Annotated in this window: 11 protein-coding genes and 1 pseudogene; 6 read left to right on the forward strand and 6 right to left on the reverse strand. The window is 70.8% G+C overall.

From position 1 onward, the window contains the following. Positions 1-392: 392 nt before the first annotated feature. A complete protein-coding gene (locus IZR01_RS11100; RefSeq protein WP_194923783.1) occupies positions 393-2,036 on the reverse strand; it encodes a glycoside hydrolase family 10-like protein in 1,644 nt (547 codons plus the stop codon). Between the two features lie 20 nt (positions 2,037-2,056). After that, positions 2,057-5,503, reverse strand: coding sequence for a phosphodiester glycosidase family protein (locus IZR01_RS11105; RefSeq protein WP_323746979.1), 3,447 nt, complete (start codon positions 5,501-5,503; stop codon positions 2,057-2,059). A gap of 511 nt (positions 5,504-6,014) precedes the next feature. Here IZR01_RS11105 and IZR01_RS54165 point away from each other — a divergent pair. The 3 genes and pseudogenes from IZR01_RS54165 to IZR01_RS11115 form a co-directional block, all read left to right on the forward strand. Next, positions 6,015-7,523, forward strand: a pseudogene (locus tag IZR01_RS54165) (MFS transporter); the annotation flags it as partial. 111 nt (positions 7,524-7,634) lie between these two features. After that, complete coding sequence (locus IZR01_RS54170) at positions 7,635-8,453, forward strand: MSCRAMM family protein (RefSeq protein ID WP_369125362.1); 819 nt, start codon at positions 7,635-7,637, stop codon at positions 8,451-8,453. A gap of 118 nt (positions 8,454-8,571) precedes the next feature. Continuing rightward, complete coding sequence (locus tag IZR01_RS11115; protein ID WP_194893150.1) at positions 8,572-9,342, forward strand: putative hydro-lyase; 771 nt, start codon at positions 8,572-8,574, stop codon at positions 9,340-9,342. Here IZR01_RS11115 and IZR01_RS11120 read toward each other — a convergent pair. Further along, entirely contained in the window at positions 9,326-9,700 is a 375-nt protein-coding gene (locus IZR01_RS11120) for a VOC family protein (protein WP_194893151.1), read from the reverse strand. The genes IZR01_RS11115 and IZR01_RS11120 overlap by 17 nt on opposite strands. Further along, positions 9,700-11,193: an MFS transporter gene (locus IZR01_RS11125; protein WP_194923763.1), complete on the reverse strand. Its 1,494-nt coding sequence runs from the start codon at positions 11,191-11,193 to the stop codon at positions 9,700-9,702. The genes IZR01_RS11120 and IZR01_RS11125 overlap by 1 nt, the downstream gene beginning before the upstream one ends. Positions 11,194-11,293: 100 nt before the next feature. Between IZR01_RS11125 and IZR01_RS11130 the strand changes: the two genes are divergently transcribed. Further along, positions 11,294-11,929, forward strand: coding sequence for a TetR/AcrR family transcriptional regulator (locus IZR01_RS11130; RefSeq protein WP_194893152.1), 636 nt, complete (start codon positions 11,294-11,296; stop codon positions 11,927-11,929). 91 nt (positions 11,930-12,020) lie between these two features. On the opposite strand, the gene IZR01_RS11135 is transcribed toward IZR01_RS11130, so the two are convergent. Then, a complete protein-coding gene (locus IZR01_RS11135; protein WP_228559206.1) occupies positions 12,021-13,010 on the reverse strand; it encodes an endo-beta-N-acetylglucosaminidase H in 990 nt (329 codons plus the stop codon). Positions 13,011-13,344: 334 nt separating this feature from the next. Between IZR01_RS11135 and IZR01_RS11140 the strand changes: the two genes are divergently transcribed. Then, positions 13,345-14,148: an SPFH domain-containing protein gene (locus tag IZR01_RS11140; protein ID WP_194923764.1), complete on the forward strand. Its 804-nt coding sequence runs from the start codon at positions 13,345-13,347 to the stop codon at positions 14,146-14,148. Positions 14,149-14,234: 86 nt separating this feature from the next. Here the strand turns inward: IZR01_RS11140 and IZR01_RS11145 are convergent, their stop codons facing one another. Then, a complete protein-coding gene (locus tag IZR01_RS11145; protein ID WP_194923765.1) occupies positions 14,235-14,771 on the reverse strand; it encodes a hypothetical protein in 537 nt (178 codons plus the stop codon). A gap of 254 nt (positions 14,772-15,025) precedes the next feature. On the opposite strand from IZR01_RS11145, the gene IZR01_RS11150 reads away from it, so the two are divergent. Continuing rightward, positions 15,026-17,137: a TPM domain-containing protein gene (locus IZR01_RS11150; RefSeq protein ID WP_194923766.1), complete on the forward strand. Its 2,112-nt coding sequence runs from the start codon at positions 15,026-15,028 to the stop codon at positions 17,135-17,137. Positions 17,138-17,143 lie beyond the last annotated feature (6 nt).

The raw sequence follows: 17,143 nt of genomic DNA on the forward strand, positions 1-17,143 counted from the left end.
GCCATGCCGCCGACAACCGGACACGGGTCTTGGCCCCACCCCAGCGCAGTTCCTCAACCGTCACAGCGGCGGGCAGGGACCGGCTAAAGCAGGCATCCCCAACCGCAGCCTTCACGCCTACCCGGCCACGACTGGGCCGGCCACACATGTTGCGTGAAGAACGGCCAGTTTTCGGTCGCCCTGCCACATGACCGCCACCGACCCCACAAAGCCGGCGACCGAAAACTGGCGGTTCTTCCGCAACGCCCTTAAACCCCGCACGCAACCGCCGGCTTTCGTACCCCACTCGCGTCCGGCCGGCGACCACAGACCACACCACCAACCCGCCAAACCAAACCAGTCACCGCACTAGACCGGAGAACCCGAATCGGCGACACCAACTCGGCATCGCGCTACCCAACCACCTGCGGGTTGCTCGTCTCGCTCTCATGATGCAGCCGGTCCAGGGCCGTCACGTGATACGTGTACTGATTCCCCGCCACCGCGCTCGCGTCGGTCCAGCCGTTGAACAGCCCTGATACCGCGCGGACCGTGCCCAGCAGGTTCTTGGCGTCCGCGAAGTCGCACGCGCTCTGCGGCGGGTGGCCGTCGAAGCGGTAGACGGCGTAGTACGCGGCCTCGACGCCGTGCCGGCGACGGAGGTTCAGCCACTGGAGTCGGGTCCCGGCAGCGCTCGGTCGGGCTTCGGTCAGGGCCGTGCGATCGGGGGCGGGGCCGCAGTGGCGCGGCATTTCGGGGACGAGGGCCGGGTATTCGTAGAGGTCGGTGATGAGGCGGGTCTCGAAGCCGAGGGGGTCGGTGAGGAGTTTGGTGATGTTGAAGTAGATGTCACCGGCCACCTCAGGGTACTTACGGTTGAGGATCAGGTGGTTCGGCATCTCGTTCGGGTCCAGCCAGGCTGGCGGGCTGGAGATGCCGATCTTGGAGATGGTCTGGCCGATCAGGAGCTGGGTGCCGGTGCCGTCCACGGTCTTGGACCACCAGTCGACCAGGACGTCGTAGGCGGCCGGCGGGAAGCCGATGTTCCAGTACAGCTGCGGGGCGACGTAGTCCAGCCAGCCCTTCTGGACCCAGCCGCGGGTGTCGGCGGACAGGGCGTCGTAGGACTGAAGGCCGTTGGTCGCCGAGCCCAGGGGGTCGGTGGCCTGGTTGCGCCAGATGCCGAAGGGGCTGATCCCCCACTTCATCCACGGCTTCACCGCGCGCAGCTCGCGTTGCAGAGTGCTGACGAGCTTGTCGACGTTGGCCCGGCGCCAGGTCGCCTTGTCGGGGAAGCCCGCGCCGTAGGTGGCGTACGTCGCGTCGTCCGGGAAGTCCGCCGTGCCGACCGGGTAGGGATAGAAGTAGTCGTCGAAGTGGATGCCGTCGATGTCGTAGCGGCTCGCGACGTCGGTGATCACCTGTACGTCGAAATCCAGGACCGCCGGGACCCCGGGGTTGTAGTAGAGCTCACCGCCGTACTCCACGCACCAGTCCGGATGAACTCGCGCCGGGTGCGTGGGTACCAACTGGTTCGGATCCGGTTGGGTGGACACGCGATAGGGGTTCATCCACGCGTGCAGTTCCAGGTTCCGCTTGTGTGCCTCGGCCACGGCGAAGGCCAGCGGGTCGTAGCCGGGATCCTGTCCCTGCGTCCCGGTCAGGTACTGCGACCACGGCTCGTAGGGCGAGTCATAGAGCGCGTCCGCGGCGGGCCGGATCTGCAAATACACGGCGTTCATCCGCATCCGCACCGCCGCATCCAGCAACGCGACCAACTCAGTCTGCTGCTGTGCCGCACTCAAGCCCGGCGCCGACGGCCAGTCGATGTTGGACACGCTGGCGATCCACACGCCCCGCAGCTGCCGCTTGGGATGCGTGGGGTCGGGGTCGCCGGCGCCGACGCCGGAGCTGGAGCCGGGCAGCCGACTCAGGTCCCCAGCCGGGGCGGCCGCCGCAGCCGGCGAACCGCCGGTCAGCAGCCCGCCGCCGGCCAACGCCGCCGTGACACCCGCCGACGCCGCCAGGAAGCCTCTCCGGCTGGGAACCATCGTCATCATCCACCTCGCCTAATCGTCTACTTCACAGTGATGGAAGCGGATCCGGTCACGCTGCCGGCCGTCACGGACACCGTCACGCTGCCCGGGCAGTGCGCCGTCACCACACCGGTGCTCGGGTCGACCGAGGCGACCCGCGGGTCGGACGACGCCCAGTGCCGCGACACCGGATCGGCGATCGGCACCTGCAACGCCTGGGCGTCGGTCCCGGTCAGCGACGTGCCCACGGCGGCCAGCTGCTCCTTCGCACCGCGCGCCAACGCGGGCGTCGGGGCGGTGACCGCGACCGAGGTCAGCAGCGGCTGCACCGCGAACTGCACCCGGCCGTCCGGCAGGACGTTGAAGAGCCCGTAGTTGTAGAAGCCGCCCTGGTTCACCGGCGCGTACGGCGTCGCCCCGAGGTCGGCGACCACGAAGTTCGGAATGCCGTTCGGAGACTCCGTCCCGTCCGGCAGCCGCACGTCCTCGGCCCAGCCGCGGGCGTGGCCGTAGAGCATCAGTACATGGACACCCGGGTGCGTCTGCTGGTACTTCTGCACCAGCCGCTCGTACATCTGAGCCTCGAACCGGTCGGAGAACTGGCTGTCGTCCCGGGGATGCGGGTCGTAGGCCGGGACGTGGGTGGTGACGATCGCGACCTTCTGCGTGTTCTGCGTCAGCTGCTGCGCCAGCCACAGATACTGCGACTCGTCGGTGTCCACGTTCTGATAGGGATCCGATGCCGTGATCCCGATGTGGCCGCTGTCGGTGACGATGACCCGCGCCGCGCCCTGGTCGTAGGCGTAGTGCGTGGCGCCGAAGACGCTGGCGAAGTTGCCGTTCTCCGGCGTCGCGCCCTGCGTGATCTCGTGGTTGCCGACCGCGTCGTGGTAGGGCACCCCGAGGCCGTCGAACAGGGTCTTGAGATTCGTCAGGTCCGGCAGCTGGCCGTCGTCGGCCATGTCGCCGAGCGCCTGCACCATCGACGGCTTCGCGGCGGCCGGCAGGTTCGCCAGCAGCCCCGGCATCGCCTTCATCGCCACGGTGCCGGTGTTGGTCGGGCTGGCCGCGGTGGTGTGCGCGTCGTCGAACGCCGCGATGGTCGAGCCGCCGGGCTTGAAGGAGTTGACGTCGGTGAACGACAGCCACGACGGGTTCTTCGGGATCGCCGTGTAGGTCGGCGGGACCGGCGGCCGCGGCGAGTACACCGCCTGCAGATCGGCCAGGTGGACGTCGCCGCTCAGGTTCGGGCCGGGCTTGATGACGACCAGGCCCAGGTAGTTGATCCGCAGCGGGTACTGCAATCCCGGCGGCAGCTGCGCCACCACGTACTGCCAGCCGTCGAAGGTGACGCCGGTCGGGTAGAAACTGGTCGGCTGGGCCGTGGACTGCCAGATGCCGACGTTGAGCGTGACGATGCCCGGCGCCAGCCCGGCCCCGGGACGCGAGGCCAGATCGAGGTTGCCCTTGACCCACACCCCGATCCCGATCGGCGCCTGGGTGCCGTTCAACAGCGGGATCTGCTCGCTGTCCGGGTCGTTCAGGTAGACGCTCAGGTCGAAGGTCTTGCTGACGTCCGGGTAGTTGTAGTGGATGTCGAAGGACCCTGCGTCACCGGGCTGCGCCTTGGTCGCCGGGTCGAAGGTCATCGAGCCGTCGGACGTGCTGTGCGCGCCGGGGCTGGGCACCTTGCGCGGGTAGACGTTCATGTACGCGTCGGTGATCGACCACTTCGAGGCGTCGGTGAGCGGATCGACGCCGGTCGTCGAACGGCCGACCGCGATGCTGACCGCGGCGGTCCGGCCGCCGGCGCTCGCGGTCACGGTGACCATGCCGGAGCCGTCGGCCGCGGCGGTGAACGTGCCGTCGGCGGCGACCGAACCCAGCGACGGCTGGTCGACGCTCCACTTCACAGCCGAGGCGGGCAGATCGACCGGGCTACCGTCCGGCGCGGTGGCCGAGGCGGTGATGAGCTGGGTCGCGCCGCTGTCGAGGTCGACCTGACTCGGGGAAACCAACAGATCGCCGAGGCCGGGGAGGACCGTCACCGGGATGGTCGAGTGCGCGTGCCCGGCGGTGGCGTGCAGGATCGCGTGGCCGGGGCGGGAGAACGTCAGGGTGCTGCCGTCGACCGACGCCGTCTTCGGCGGCGAGATCTTCAACGACGTGCCGTCGCGCGCCGGGTTGTCGGCGGCGTCCAGGCCGTAGGCGGACAGCGGAACCTTGGTCCCGGCCAACACGGTCAGCGGCTTGTCGCCGTTGACGACGGCCCGCACCGCCGGGGCGGGGGCCTTCTCGGTGCTGTAGATGAACAGCCCGTTGGCGACCGGGCGCTCGTGGCCGTCGGAGGGGACGTTCAAGACAGAGGCCTGAGTCTGTCCGGGCAGCCGGCCGACCATCTGCGTGGAGCCGCCGCTGTCGAACAGGATCGCGTTGTAGGCGCCGTGCTGCATCATCCAGCCGGCGATCTGCGGGCGGGTCAGGCCCTGCGCGACGTCCTCGCTCTGGTGGCCGTCGAACGCGGCGAAGACGGCGTGCTTGCCGTCCTTGGTGGTGCCGACCGCGGTCACCGGGTTGTCGACGTTGTTCTCGCCGGAGCCCTGGAGCGGCACGGCGCGCTGGCCGTTCCGCACCAGGATCGCGCCGCCGGACAGGCCCTGGACGACGTCGGGGTCGGGGCCGATCTTCTCGCTGACCGCGACCCGGTCGCCGGTGTGAACGCTCTGCGACAGCCACTGCGCCTGGGTACCGGATCCGACCAGGTCCTCGGTGCCCTTGGCCAGCTGCGGCAGCGAGGTCACGCCGGCGGTGACGGAGTCCACGACCAGCGTGGTCCCGTCCAGATGGCCGGCGACGACGGTCGAGGCCGGGATCGGCGAGGGGGTGCCCAGGTCGGGGGTGACGCGCACGATGGCGTTGCCGGACAACGAGTTCACGGCGTTGACCGAGGTGATCGCGGTGCTCGCGGCGCCGTCGGTCAGGGTGCCGGTGTAGGTCTCGGTGCCGATGCCGATGGTGCCGTCGTGCCGGACCCACAGGTCGGCGTTCCAGCTCGGATCAGGGCTCTTCACCAGCCGGCCGTCGATGACGACCATGCCCAGCGGCCGGCCGCTGCCGTAGATCTCGAAGAAGTCGCCGTTGACCCCGGCCACCGCGCCGGTCCGGTGCGCCATCGAGGACGGGACCTCGTCGACCGGGTCGGTGAGGTGGTCATGGGACTCCACAACACCCAACCGCACGTTGGGGTCGGCGAGGTTCACGTCCATCACCTGCGCACGCTGCGCCCCGCCGACGGTCTGAAGCTGATCAGAGTACTGCTGCACCCCGCGGGTCAGCGTCACCTTCGGCGAGACCGACTCATCGACCGCCAACGGCCACTGGTCCGGTGTCTTGGGAAGCCAGGACACTGACGCGCCACCGCTGTTCCCGGCCTTGGCCGGCGGCAGCGCCGAGTGCGCGGGCGCCGCCACGGCGGCACAGCTCGCCACGGCGAGAACGAGCGCCGCGGCCGCTCGGCCCCGTCCTGATCCCCGTGGACTCCTTCGAGTCGACTGCGTCGACACCATGCCCTCCCCTGGCCGGCACCCCGAGGCGCCGCTTGGTATTTTGTGGATTCTACGCGACGCTAGGCAAGATTCAAGGCACTGAATCCACGAGAATCCAAAGTCGAGGTGTCGGGTACCCGACGTCTCGGGGTGTCGGGCACACGTGTGTAGCCCACCGCATCCAGTCGTAAACATGGCGTTCATCTCAGAGTTCGTAAATACGGGCGTCCAGCACTATTGTGGTACGGAGTCGTTTCGTATTGGGGAAGGTGGTGCGGATGTACGCGTTTCAGACCCGCATCACACATAGGCGGCACCGCAATGCGCGAATAAGCCGCTAGTGCGCGGCCCTGTCTTTTCACTCGCATCGCCCTGACGAAATTTCCGCAGGCTTCCCCCTTTCTCGCGAATCTCCGCTATTTCCGTAGTTGCGTTCCGATAGGTGTAATCCCCCATGTCCTTGACCAATCCCGCCGCACCCCAGGTGGACCCGCGCCGCTGGAAGGCGCTGGCCTTCGTGGGCCTCGCCCAGCTGATGGTGGTGCTGGACGGCACCGTGGTGAACATCGCGCTGCCCTCGGCCCAGCACGATCTGGGCTTCTCCGACGCGGACCGGCAGTGGGTGGTCACCGCGTACGCGCTGCCGTTCGGCGCGCTGCTGTTGTTCGGCGGCCGGCTGGCCGACCGGCTCGGGCGCCGGCGGACGTTCCAGGTCGGCGTGGTCGGGTTCGCGCTGGCCTCGGCGCTCGGCGGCGCGGCCGCCAACCTGGGCATGCTGCTCGGCGCCCGCGCGCTCCAGGGCTGTTTCGGCGCGATGCTCGCGCCGTCCGCACTGTCGCTGGTGACCGTGATGTTCACCAAGCCCGCCGAGCGCGCCAAGGCCTTCGGCATCTGGGGTTCCATCTCCGGCAGCGGGGCCGCGGTCGGGCTGATGCTCGGCGGGCTGCTGACCCAGTACCTCAGCTGGCGCTGGACGATGTTCGTGAATGTCTTCATCGCCGTCATCGCGTTCACCGGCTCGGTGGTCACGGTGCGCGAGCCGGACCGGCACCGGGACCACGGCCGGCTGGACTTCCTCGGCATCTTCCTGGTCACCGGCGGACTGGGCAGCCTGGTCTACGGCCTGTCCCGGGCCGAGTCCGACGGCTGGAGCGCCCGGGTGACCATCAGCCTGCTGGCCGCCGCGGGGGCCGCGCTGGTGCTGTTCGTCATCGTCGAGGCGGTCTCCAAGTCCCCGCTGCTGCCGCTGCGCGTGGTCTGGAACCGGGACCGGGGCGGCGCGTACCTGTCGCTGGCGCTGGCGATCATCGGCATGTTCGGCGCCTTCCTGTTCCTCACCTACTACTTGCAGATCGTGCGCGGGATGTCGCCGGTGCGCAGCGGCGCGGCGTTCCTGCCGATGGTCGCCGGCATGCTGATCGGCGCCACCCAGATCAGCGCCCGGCTGATGACCCGGGTGCGGCCGCGCTACCTGATGCCGCCGGGTTTCCTGCTCGGCTCGGCCGGCATGCTGGCCCTGACCCGGATCACCCCGGACAGCAACTACCAGAACTGGGTGCTGCCCGGCACGATCGCGCTGGGGCTGGGCATGGGCTGCGCGTTCATGCCCGCGATGAACGTGGCCACCGGCGGCGTCAGCCCGCGCGACGCCGGCGTCGCCTCGGCGATGGTCAACACCTCGCAGCAGGTCGGCGGCGCGGTCGGCACCGCGCTGCTCAGCACTATGGCGCTGAGCGCCACCCGCACCTACGCCACCAAGCACGCCGTCCCCGGCGCCTCGGCGCAGCAGGCCGCCACCGCGCAGACCCAGGCGATGGTGCACGGCTACGTCACCGCGTTCTGGTGGGCGGCCTGCCTGCTGCTCGCCGCCGCGGTGGTCTCGTTCGCCCTCATCAGCTTCCGGGTCGGCCAGCCGGTCGCCGCGGCCGCCGCCGCACCGGTCGGCACCGAATCCGTCTTCCAGGAAGCGGCCGCCGACGCGGTCGCCGACGCCGAACCGAAGGAGTTCGTGCTCCCCTTGCACGATGCCATCCCCGCCGCCGAGCCGGAACCGAGATCGGACCGGGCCAACGGCGTGTTCGACCGTGCTCCCATCGGACACCAGAACCACACTCCCCCACCGTTCAACGGCGACGGCGTCCTGATCCGCGGCCGGGTCCGGGACCGCGACGGCGCGCCGATGGCGATGGCCGTGATCACGGCGGTATCCCCGCAGGGGCGGCAGGTGGGCCGGGCCCGCAGCGACGCCGACGGCGGCTACCAGCTCGGCGTCCCGCGCACCGGAACCTATGTCCTGATCGTCGCCACCGACGGCCGCGAGCCGGAGGCCTCGACCATCACCGTCCGGGACCGCGGCGTCAGCCACGACATCCTGCTGGCCGAGCGCGGCCGGCTGTCGGTCACGGTCCGCTCCACCGACGGCAGCCGGATCGGCGGCGCCACCCTGATGCTCACCGACACCGGCGGCAACCTGCTCACCAGCCGGCGCACCGGCGAGGACGGCACGCACACCTTCCGCGACCTGCCGGTCGGCGCGCTCACCCTGGCGGTGAACGCGGTCGGGCACCGGCCCGGCGCGCAGGCGATCGCCATCGACGGCCACGGCACCACGCGCGCCGAGGTGGAACTGCATCCGGCGGTACGGCTGATCGGCACGGTGCGGGCCTGGTCCACGGACTCCCCGCTGGCCGACGCCCGGGTGATGCTGATGGACGGGGCCGGGAACGTGGTGGCCACCGCCGACAGCGATCCGGAGGGCTCGTTCGCGTTCGCGGACCTGGACGCCGGCGAGTACACGCTGATCGCCAGCGGGTATCCGCCGGTGGCCAGCGCGGTGCAGGTGGACGGGCGCCGGGACAGTCGGTACGACGTGCAGCTCGGTTTTCCGGAGTAGGCGGCCACGGAAGTCGGTCTGCGGGGCGGTTCAAGCAGCCGTCCCGCAGACAGACTCTCGGTTCGGCTCGTTCAGCCGTCGTGTTGTCGAGCCGCCGCGATCGGCTTACCGTGCGGTTATGCCCGAAACAGCAGCAGAGCTCCGGGCCGGGTTCCGCACCGGAGTGAGCGAGCCCACCTCCGGGCTGGCCCCCGGCTTCCGGCAGGCCAACCTGCTGGTCGTGCCCGCCGACTGGGCCTACGACGTGCTGCTGTTCATCCACCGCAACCCCGAGGCGTGCCCGCTTCTCGACGTCACCGACACCGGCTCCCGGCACACGCCGCTGGCCGAGGGCTCCGATCTGCGCACCGATCTGCCGCGCTACCGCGTGTGGCGGGACGGCCGGCTGGTCGAGGAGCCCACCGACGTCACCGATGTGTGGCCCGAGGATTCGGTGAGCTTCCTCACCGGATGCGGCTTCACGTTCGACAGTGCCCTGACTCAGGCCGGGCTGCCCTGGCGCTATCCGGGCCGCAACGTGGCGATGTACAAGACGAACCGCGAGGCCCGCCCGGCGGGGCGGATGCACGGGCCGCTGGTGGTCTCGATGCGTCCGGTGCCGCCCGAACTCGTCGGGACCGCCGGCCGGATCACGGCCCTGATGCCGGCCTCGCACGGCGCCCCGGTGCAGATCGGCTCGCCGCACGCACTCGGCATCCGGGACCTGGACCGGCCCGACTACGGCGATCCGGCCGAGGCCGAGCCGGGCGACGTGCCGGTGTTCTGGGCCTGCGGGGTGACGCTTCAGGCGGCGCTGGTGGCCACCCGGCCGCCGTTCGCGATCACCCACGCGCCCGGGCACATGTTCCTCACCGACGTCCGCGAACCGAACGTCACGGTACCCGGGTGAGGATCTCCATCGCGTGGCCGTCGGGGTCGTCGAAGTAGACCCCGCGGCCGCCCCACCGGTGGTTGATCTGGCCGCGTCCGTCGCCGCCGGGCTCGGCGTAGTAGTCCAGGCCCAGCTGCTCGATGCGGGCGAAGGCGGCGTCGAACTCCGCGTCGTCGATGAGGAAGGCGTAGTGCTGGGGTTGCGGCTGCGGCTCGGTGACGGTCATGTAGTCGAGCGTCACGCCGTTGGCGACGGTCACCGGCACGAAGTGCCCGACGTCCGCCCCCACCGGCAGGCCGAGGACGCCGGCGAGGAACGCGGCCGAAGCGTGGCTGTCACGGGCCCGGACGATGGTGTGGTTCAGCTGGATGGTCATCAGATCTCCTTGGTTGCGGTTGCGGTTGCGATTGCGGTTGCGGTTGCGGTTGCGATTGAGGTTGCGGTTCGTAGGAGCAGGAACAGTCCCACGGCCATGAGCGCCAGCAGCGCGGCGGCCCATCCGGTCGCCGTGGCGTATCCGTGCACCAGCGCCGCCTGGTGGCCGGACGCGGAGGACGGATGGGAGAGGAGATACGCGGCCGTCGCACTCACCGCGAGCGAGTTCAGCACCGCGGTACCGACCGAACTGCCGACCTGGGTGGCGGCGTTGGCGACCGCGGAGGTTATACCCGCGTCGCGTTGCGTCACCCCGCGGATGGCGAGCTGGAACGCCGGCGGGAACAGCATCCCCATGCCGGTGCCGACCAGGATCTCGGCCGGCAGGATCGGCACCAGGTAGCCGCTGGCCGGGGTCAGCCGGGTCATCAGGAACAGCCCGGCGGCGGCCACCAGCAATCCGCCGGCGATCAGGTACCGGGGGGCGACGCGCAGCGTCAGCCGGTTCCCCAGCTGGTAGCCGCTGACCGCGTTGGCCAGCGCCATCGGCAGCACGGCGGCCCCGGCGCGCGCCGGTGAGTAGTGCAGCACTTCTTGCAGGTGGTACGTCAGCATCAGGAACATCCCGAACGCCCCGATGACCGCGGTGCCGACCGCGAGGCAGGCGCCGACGCGGTGGCGGTCGGCGAGGATCCGCAGCGGCAGCATGGGATCCGGCGCTTGCCTCTGCCTCCAGGCGAAGATCCCGAGCAGCAGGACGCCGCCGATCAGGGCACTGAGAACGAACGGCGACGACCAGCCGTCCCGGGCCGCCTGGCCGCAGCCCAGCACCACGGCCGCGAGCCCGCCGGTGGCCAGCACGGCCGAGCCCGGGTGCAGTCCGCCCCGCGTGGAAGCCGGCTGGTCCGGCAGCACCGCCCGGCCCGCCATGAGCACGACGCCAGCCAGCACGACGTTGACGAACAGGCACCAGCGCCATCCCAGGTACTCGGTGATGACGCCGCCCAACAGCAGTCCGGCCGCCGCGCCGCTGCTGGCCACGGCGCCGTAGACGGCGAACGCCCGAGCCCGCTCGCGCGGCCCGGTGAACGTCACCGCCAGCAGGGACAGCACGCTCGGCGTGATCAGTGCGGCGAACGCGCCCTGCAAGGCCCGGCCGGCGGCGAGCACCGGCAGCGTCGGAGCCAGCCCGGCCAGCAGCGAGGACAGCCCGAATCCGGCGAGCCCGAGCTGGAAGCTCCGGCGCCGGCCGAACAGGTCGGCGACCCGGCCGCCGAACAGCAGCAGGCCGGCGAAGCACACCGTGTAGGCGGTGACCACCCACTGCCGCTGGGCGTCGCCGAAGCCCAGCGCATGCTGGGCCGAGGGCAGCGCGATGTTCACGATCGTGGCGTCCAGGGCGGTCATGAGCTGCGCGGACGCGACGACCACGAGGATCAGCCGGCCCCGGTCCAGGCGTACGGGCGCCGCCTGCGGCGCCGTCATGTCGGTCATCCCCCACACCTCCCATAAACGAAGGGGTTCCCTCCGATACTAAGCGAAGGGTTTCCCTCCGTCTACTGGTAGGGTGGTGACCAAGGCGGAAGGGGTCCACATGCGCGCCGACGCACGCCGCAATCGAGAGCGGCTGCTGGACGCGGCCCGGGACGTGTTCGTGGAACGCGGCCCGGACGCGTCGCTGGAGGAGATCGCCCGCCGGTCCGACGTGGGCATCGCCACGCTCTACCGGCACTTCGTCGATCGCAATACCCTGATGCACACGGTGGTGCTGCACGCGCTGACCTCGACCGTCGCGGCCGCCGAACGAGCGCGCCGGGAGCACGCCGATCCGCTGGAGGCGCTGGCCGCGTACATCCACGCGGTCATCGATCTGCGCACCTCGGCGGTGATCCCGGCGCTGCTGGGGGCGATCGATCTGGACGAGCCGCGGATCAGGCAGGCGCGGACCACGTCCGCGCGGCTCGTCGAGGAGCTGCTGGAGACGGCGCAGCGGACCGGTCGGCTGCGGGCGGACACGGCGTTCGCCGACGTCGGGCTGGTGCTGGTGCGGTGCTCGCAGAAGCTGCCGGGGCCGTTCAGCCAGGACGCTCAACAGGTCCTGGCACACCGGCACGCCGATCTGCTCATCGCCGGCCTGACGGCGGGCCCGGCGCAGCGGCCGTTGAGCGGACCGGCCATGGATCTGGCCGAGTTGCGGAAGATGCTGCCGCAGAACGTGGACGCGTCCTGAGGAAGTACGTGTCCTGAGAAAGCCGCGGTGCGGGCTCCCCGCTCAGGAGGGAGCCCGCACCGCGGCTTTCGATTGGCTCTTAGCCGCTGTACTAGCCGCTGTATACGGCGTTACTGCCGTAGAGCACGTTGGTGAAGCTCGATATGTAGTCGTGGATGTCCGAGGCGCCCAGGTTGTACGTCATGAAGACGCCGTAGCCGCCGTCCACCGTCTGCTGCGCCAGGCTGGCCGCGTCGCTGGACGGGGTCGAGGTGACGTCGATCGCGGCCGGCGAGAGCTGGCTGTTCGGCAGGTTGATGCTCGGCACGTTCCAGGAGTCGTAGTACGGGTTCCACGCGTAGTTGAACAGCGGGCCGACGTCGGTGCCGTTGTAGGTCAGGCTGGAGGCCGACGGGCCGATGTCGTACATCGTGATCAGCTTGTCCGGCATGTCGTTGCGCAGCGCCTGCACCAGGTACACGAAGGAGCTGGCGTTGGGCTGGCCGGTGCCGTTGGTGCCGTAGTCGGCGTACTCGTCGTCGAAGTCGATGCCGTCCAGGCCGTACTGGGTGACGGCGTTGGACAGCCGCTGGGCGAACGCCGCGGCGGCCGACTGGGACGGGAAGTTGGCGAAGCCGGCACCCTGGTGGTTGCCCAGGATCGACAGCTCGACCTTGATGCCCTGCGCCTGCAACGGCCGGATCTGGGTCGCGGCGTTGTCCAGGACGCTCTGCACCTGCGGGTTGAAGTACAGCTGGGCGTTGGTGCCGTCGTAGTTGATGTTGGCGGCGAAGATGACGGCGATGTCGAAGACGTTGGCCCCGCCGTTGGCGAGCGTGTACTTGCCCACGTTCAACATGCTGTTGTTGTTGACCTCCACGTACGCCACGGAGACCGGGCCGCTCTTCGTGGCCGCCTTGGCCGACCCCTTGGCCGAGGCCTTGGCCGAGGCCTTGGCCGAGGCCTTGGCCGACGCCGCGGCCCGCGACTGGCCGTGCGCCGAGGTCGCCGGGGCCGCCTGCGCGACGCCCGCCACACCGGCGAACGCCAGCGTCAGCCCGCCGGCGAGCAGAATCCTCCACCTCGATCTGGAACCGCGCATTGTCGTTGGATCTCCCTTACTGGATGAGGGTGACAGGTAAGCGCTCGGTAGATAAACCGATTCAGTGAGGTGAATATGCTCTCACGTCGGGACCGTGTCAAGACCCGGGTATTACTTGCCGCGGCATGTGATCATGTGTCGGAATTCTGCCGCGGCCCGCATGGGTGGAGCGTTGACACCGACGTTACGCAAGTGCATAGTGGGGCAGCCCTGAAGCGCTTTAGGAAGACGTCGTCTCAGTCCTCTGATTCCGCCGCCCGTTCACGAAGCTGGCTACAGTTACTAGTTCGGCCAGGACGGGGAGTCCTGCGCGGCCATACGGGGAGGACGTGCTGTGGAGTCGGTAGAGAAGCAAGCGTGGCGGATGTCGGGGATCAGGGGGCTGCTGCTGGCGCTGGTGTGTTTGGTGATCCCGCCGTTGGGACTGTTCCTGTTCCGCGCGCTGGTCATCGTCCGGCCGAATGAGGCGGTCGTGCTGACCCGGCTGGGCAAGTACTCCGGGACGGTGCGCGAGCCCGGCTGGTACGCGGTCAACCCGCTGGCGTACAAGAACCGGGTCTCGCTGAAGATCCGGACGAACGACAGCGAGTACCAGAAGGTCAACGACATGGACGGCAATCCCGTCGAGGTGTCGGCGATGGTGGTGTGGCGGGTGGAGGACACGGCCAAGGCGGTGTTCGACGTCCTGGACTACGACGACTTCGTCGGGTTGCAGACCCAGGCCGCGCTGCACCACACGGCCAGCCGCTTCCCGTACGACAGCCACGGCCAGGAGCGGCTCTCGCTCAGCGGCGACCCCGGCGCGGTGGCCGAGGCGCTGCGTACCGAGCTGGGCGAGCGGCTGGTCGCGGCCGGGATCGTGGTCACCGACGTGCGGCTGCGCCGGATCGCGTACGCGCCCGAAGTGGCCGGCAACATGCTGCGCCGGCAGCAGGCCAGCGCGGTGGTCGGGGCGCGCGCGAAGATCGTGGAGGGCGCGCTCGGCATGATCGACTCGGCGCTGACCCATATCGGGCAGGGCGGTCGGGTGGTGTTGGACGAGGACCACAAGGCGCGGCTGGTTTCGAACCTGCTGGTGGTGCTGTGCAGTGAGCAGCAGGTGCAGCCGGTGTTGAACACCGGGCCCGCCGCGGAATAGGCGCCGCGAAAGAAAGCGAAACGACGTGGACTGACCGGCGAGCGCCGGTCAGTTCCGCGAGTACTTCTGACTCCGAACCCGAGGCCTCAGCCCTTCGGGAACTGGAACACCGCGGCGGGAATCAGGCCTCTGTCGTCCGGCGGCGGGGTGCTGCCCTCCGGGTACGCGGCGAAGTTCACGTCCACCGGGTTGATGTCGCTGTCGGTGCCGGCGCCCACGGTCGCGTCGAGGTTGTCGGTCAGGTCCGAGTAGACGGCCACCGGCTCGTTCGTGCGGTTGTCGATGTTGGCCGCGGTCATGCCCATCACCTGGAAGTCGGTGCCGATCGGCAGGCCGTTGCCGCTGATCACGTCGCAGCCGGTGCCGGTGCGCCCGGCGCCGGTGTACAGCGCGACGTTGCCGATGCTCACCAGGCTCAGCGCCGTCGCCATCGCGGTGACGTCCGCGGCCGGGCCGCAGGCGGCGTAGTAGCCGTTGTTCTGCTGCACCGGCAGGTGCTGGGAGCTCTGGGAGCGCTGGGAGTGCACGGCGGCCGAGGCGCTGGCGGCCTGGACGGCGAGCAGGCCGGTGGTCGCCAGGGCGACGGCGGTCGCGAGTCGGGTACGGGTGCGGAGATGGCGCATGTAGTGAGGCTTTCGCTCGATCCGACGGAGCGCTCAGCCTGGCAACGGGCCGCCGCGAAGATCAAGCCGGGTTGCTCCGTTCGGGGCCGGATTGCTCCGGACGGGTGGGACGCCGCGCGCGCCGCCGTTCGTGACCGGTCGGCCTACTCCGGTCGCGGGCCGCCGGAGGCGCTGCCTACCGTCGATCGACGGAACGGGCGAACGGCAGCCGACCACCGAATGACCAGGCAACACAGGGACCACGGGAGACCGGCATGGCGACGGCGACACGGCTGCGGGTGCTCGCCTGCCGTTCGGCGGCGTTGGTGCTGCTGGTCGGCGCCGCCATCGGGTGGGCGCCGCCGGCGAGCACCGCGGCCGTCATCAGTACCGGTTCCATCAGCACCGACTCCATCAGCACCGACTCCCCCGTCCAGCTCGACCGGACCGGGCAGATCACCGACAAGGCCGGCGCGCTCGGCGACCGGCGGGACCAGGTCACGACGGCGCTGAACCGGCTCGACGCGCAGCACGGCGTCCAGCTGTTCGTGGTCTACGTCCGGGACTTCTCGGGCAAGGCGCCCGTCGACTGGGCCAACGAGACGGCGACCAAGAACGGCCTGGGTCTGCACGACGTCCTGCTCGCGGTCGCCACCCACGCGCGTCAGTACGGCTACTCCACGGACACCGACTCCGGCGTGACCCCCGCGCAGCTGGCGTCGGTCGCCGGGACCGCGATCGAGCCCGCGCTGCGGCAGAACGACTGGGCCGGCGCGGCGATCGGGGCGGCCGACGGCATCGGCGCGGTGGTGGCCGGTCAGCCGGTACCGGCGGTCGCCATCACGCCGGGGAATCCCGATCCCGGCGCCTCGTCCTCCTCGGACAGCGGCGCTTGGGTCGCGGGCACGGTGGTGGTCGTCGGCGCCGGCGCGGTGGGCCTGTTCGCCTACTCCCGGTCGCGGCGGCGGCCGGCGGCCCCGGGCTCGGGCGCGAGGTCCGGCCGCTCGGTGAGCCAGGTCCCGCTCAAGGACCTGGACGCGTCCGCCAAGCACGCGCTGGTCGCGACTGACGACGCGGTGCGTACCAGTGAGGAAGAGCTCGGGTTCGCCAGCGCGGAGTTCGGCGACGAGGCGGCGGCGCCGTTCGCCGCGGCGCTGGCCGAGGCCAAGGCCGAGCTGACGGCCGCGTTCCGGATCCGGCAGGCGCTGGACGACGAGATCCCGGAGGACGAGCCCACGCAGCGCCGGATGCTCGCCGAGATCATCGAACGCTGCCAGCGGGCCAACGGCCGGCTGGACGCCGAGGCCAAGGCCTTCGACCGGCTGCGGGCGCTGGTGGAGCACGCGCCGACCGCGCTGGCCGCCGCGACTGAGGTCGCCGCCGCCCAGTCGGCGCGCGTCACCGCGGCGACGGCGCTGCTCCAGCGGCTGCGCGCCGACTTCGCCGACTCGGCCGCCGCGCCGATCGCCGAGCACCCGCAGCAGATCGCCGACCGGCTGGCGTTCGCCGACGACAGCCTGGCCGCGGCGCGGGTGGCGCTGGACGGCGGGGACCGGCGGCGGTCGGCGGTGCTGATCCGGGGCGCCGAGGCGGGAATCGATCAGGCCGGACAGCTGCTGGACGCGATCGACCGGCGCTCGGCCGAACTGGACTCGGCCGCCGCGAAGCTCCCGGCGGCGCTGGCCGAGATGGATTCGGATCTGGCCGACGCGCACGGGCTGGCCGCCTCCCAAGGCGCCGCCGCGACGTCGGCGGACTTGGCGGGACGCGCGGCGCGCGCGCAGCAGGTGTCGGCGACGCTGCGGCAGGAGATGTTCGGGCGCTACGACCCGATCGACGCGCTGCGGCGGGCCGAGGAGGCGGACGCGCTGTTGGACGAGGCGCTGGACGCGGTGCGCGAACGGGAGCAGAACCACCGGCGGGCCCAGAGCCTGCTGGAGCAGGCGACGTTGACGGCGCGCAGCGAGATCGCCGCCGCCGAGGACTTCATCGCCACCCGGCGCGGCGCCGTCGGCAGCCAGGCCCGGACCCGGCTGGCCGAGGCCAAGCGGCTGTTGCAGCAGTCGGCGGCGGCCGCGAGCGGCGATCCGTCGCAGGCCCTGACGCTGGCGCAGCAGGCTGACAGCCGGGCGCGGCAGGCGATGGCCGCGGCGCAGGACGACTCCGACCGCTACCGCTCCCCCTACGGCGGCCAGTCCGGGTCGATGGGCGGCGCCGTCCTGGGCGGCATCATCCTCGGCGACCTGCTGGGCGGCGGACGTGGACGGGGCGGCGGCGGACGCGGCGGCGGCTGGCCCTCCGGCGGCGGCGGGTTCGGCGGCGCCGGCCCCGGCAGCTTCGGCGGCGGCGGCACCCGAGGACGTCTCGGGGGCGGCGGCAGGTTCTGATCCAGC

Source organism: Catenulispora pinisilvae, from assembly GCF_015356865.1.
Classification (GTDB): Bacteria; Actinomycetota; Actinomycetes; order Streptomycetales; family Catenulisporaceae; genus Catenulispora; species Catenulispora pinisilvae.

Bases quoted from the DNA above. Each gene is read 5' to 3' on its own strand.
- IZR01_RS11100 (WP_194923783.1), bottom strand. From the start codon at position 2,036: ATGACGATGGTTCCCAGCCGGAGAGGCTTCCTGGCGGCGTCGGCGGGT.
- IZR01_RS11120 (WP_194893151.1), bottom strand. From the start codon at position 9,700: ATGACCATCCAGCTGAACCACACCATCGTCCGGGCCCGTGACAGCCAC.
- IZR01_RS11115 (WP_194893150.1), top strand. From the start codon at position 8,572: ATGCCCGAAACAGCAGCAGAGCTCCGGGCCGGGTTCCGCACCGGAGTG.
- IZR01_RS11130 (WP_194893152.1), top strand. From the start codon at position 11,294: ATGCGCGCCGACGCACGCCGCAATCGAGAGCGGCTGCTGGACGCGGCC.
- IZR01_RS11135 (WP_228559206.1), bottom strand. From the start codon at position 13,010: ATGCGCGGTTCCAGATCGAGGTGGAGGATTCTGCTCGCCGGCGGGCTG.
- IZR01_RS11145 (WP_194923765.1), bottom strand. From the start codon at position 14,771: ATGCGCCATCTCCGCACCCGTACCCGACTCGCGACCGCCGTCGCCCTG.
- IZR01_RS11125 (WP_194923763.1), bottom strand. From the start codon at position 11,193: ATGACCGACATGACGGCGCCGCAGGCGGCGCCCGTACGCCTGGACCGG.
- IZR01_RS11150 (WP_194923766.1), top strand. From the start codon at position 15,026: ATGGCGACGGCGACACGGCTGCGGGTGCTCGCCTGCCGTTCGGCGGCG.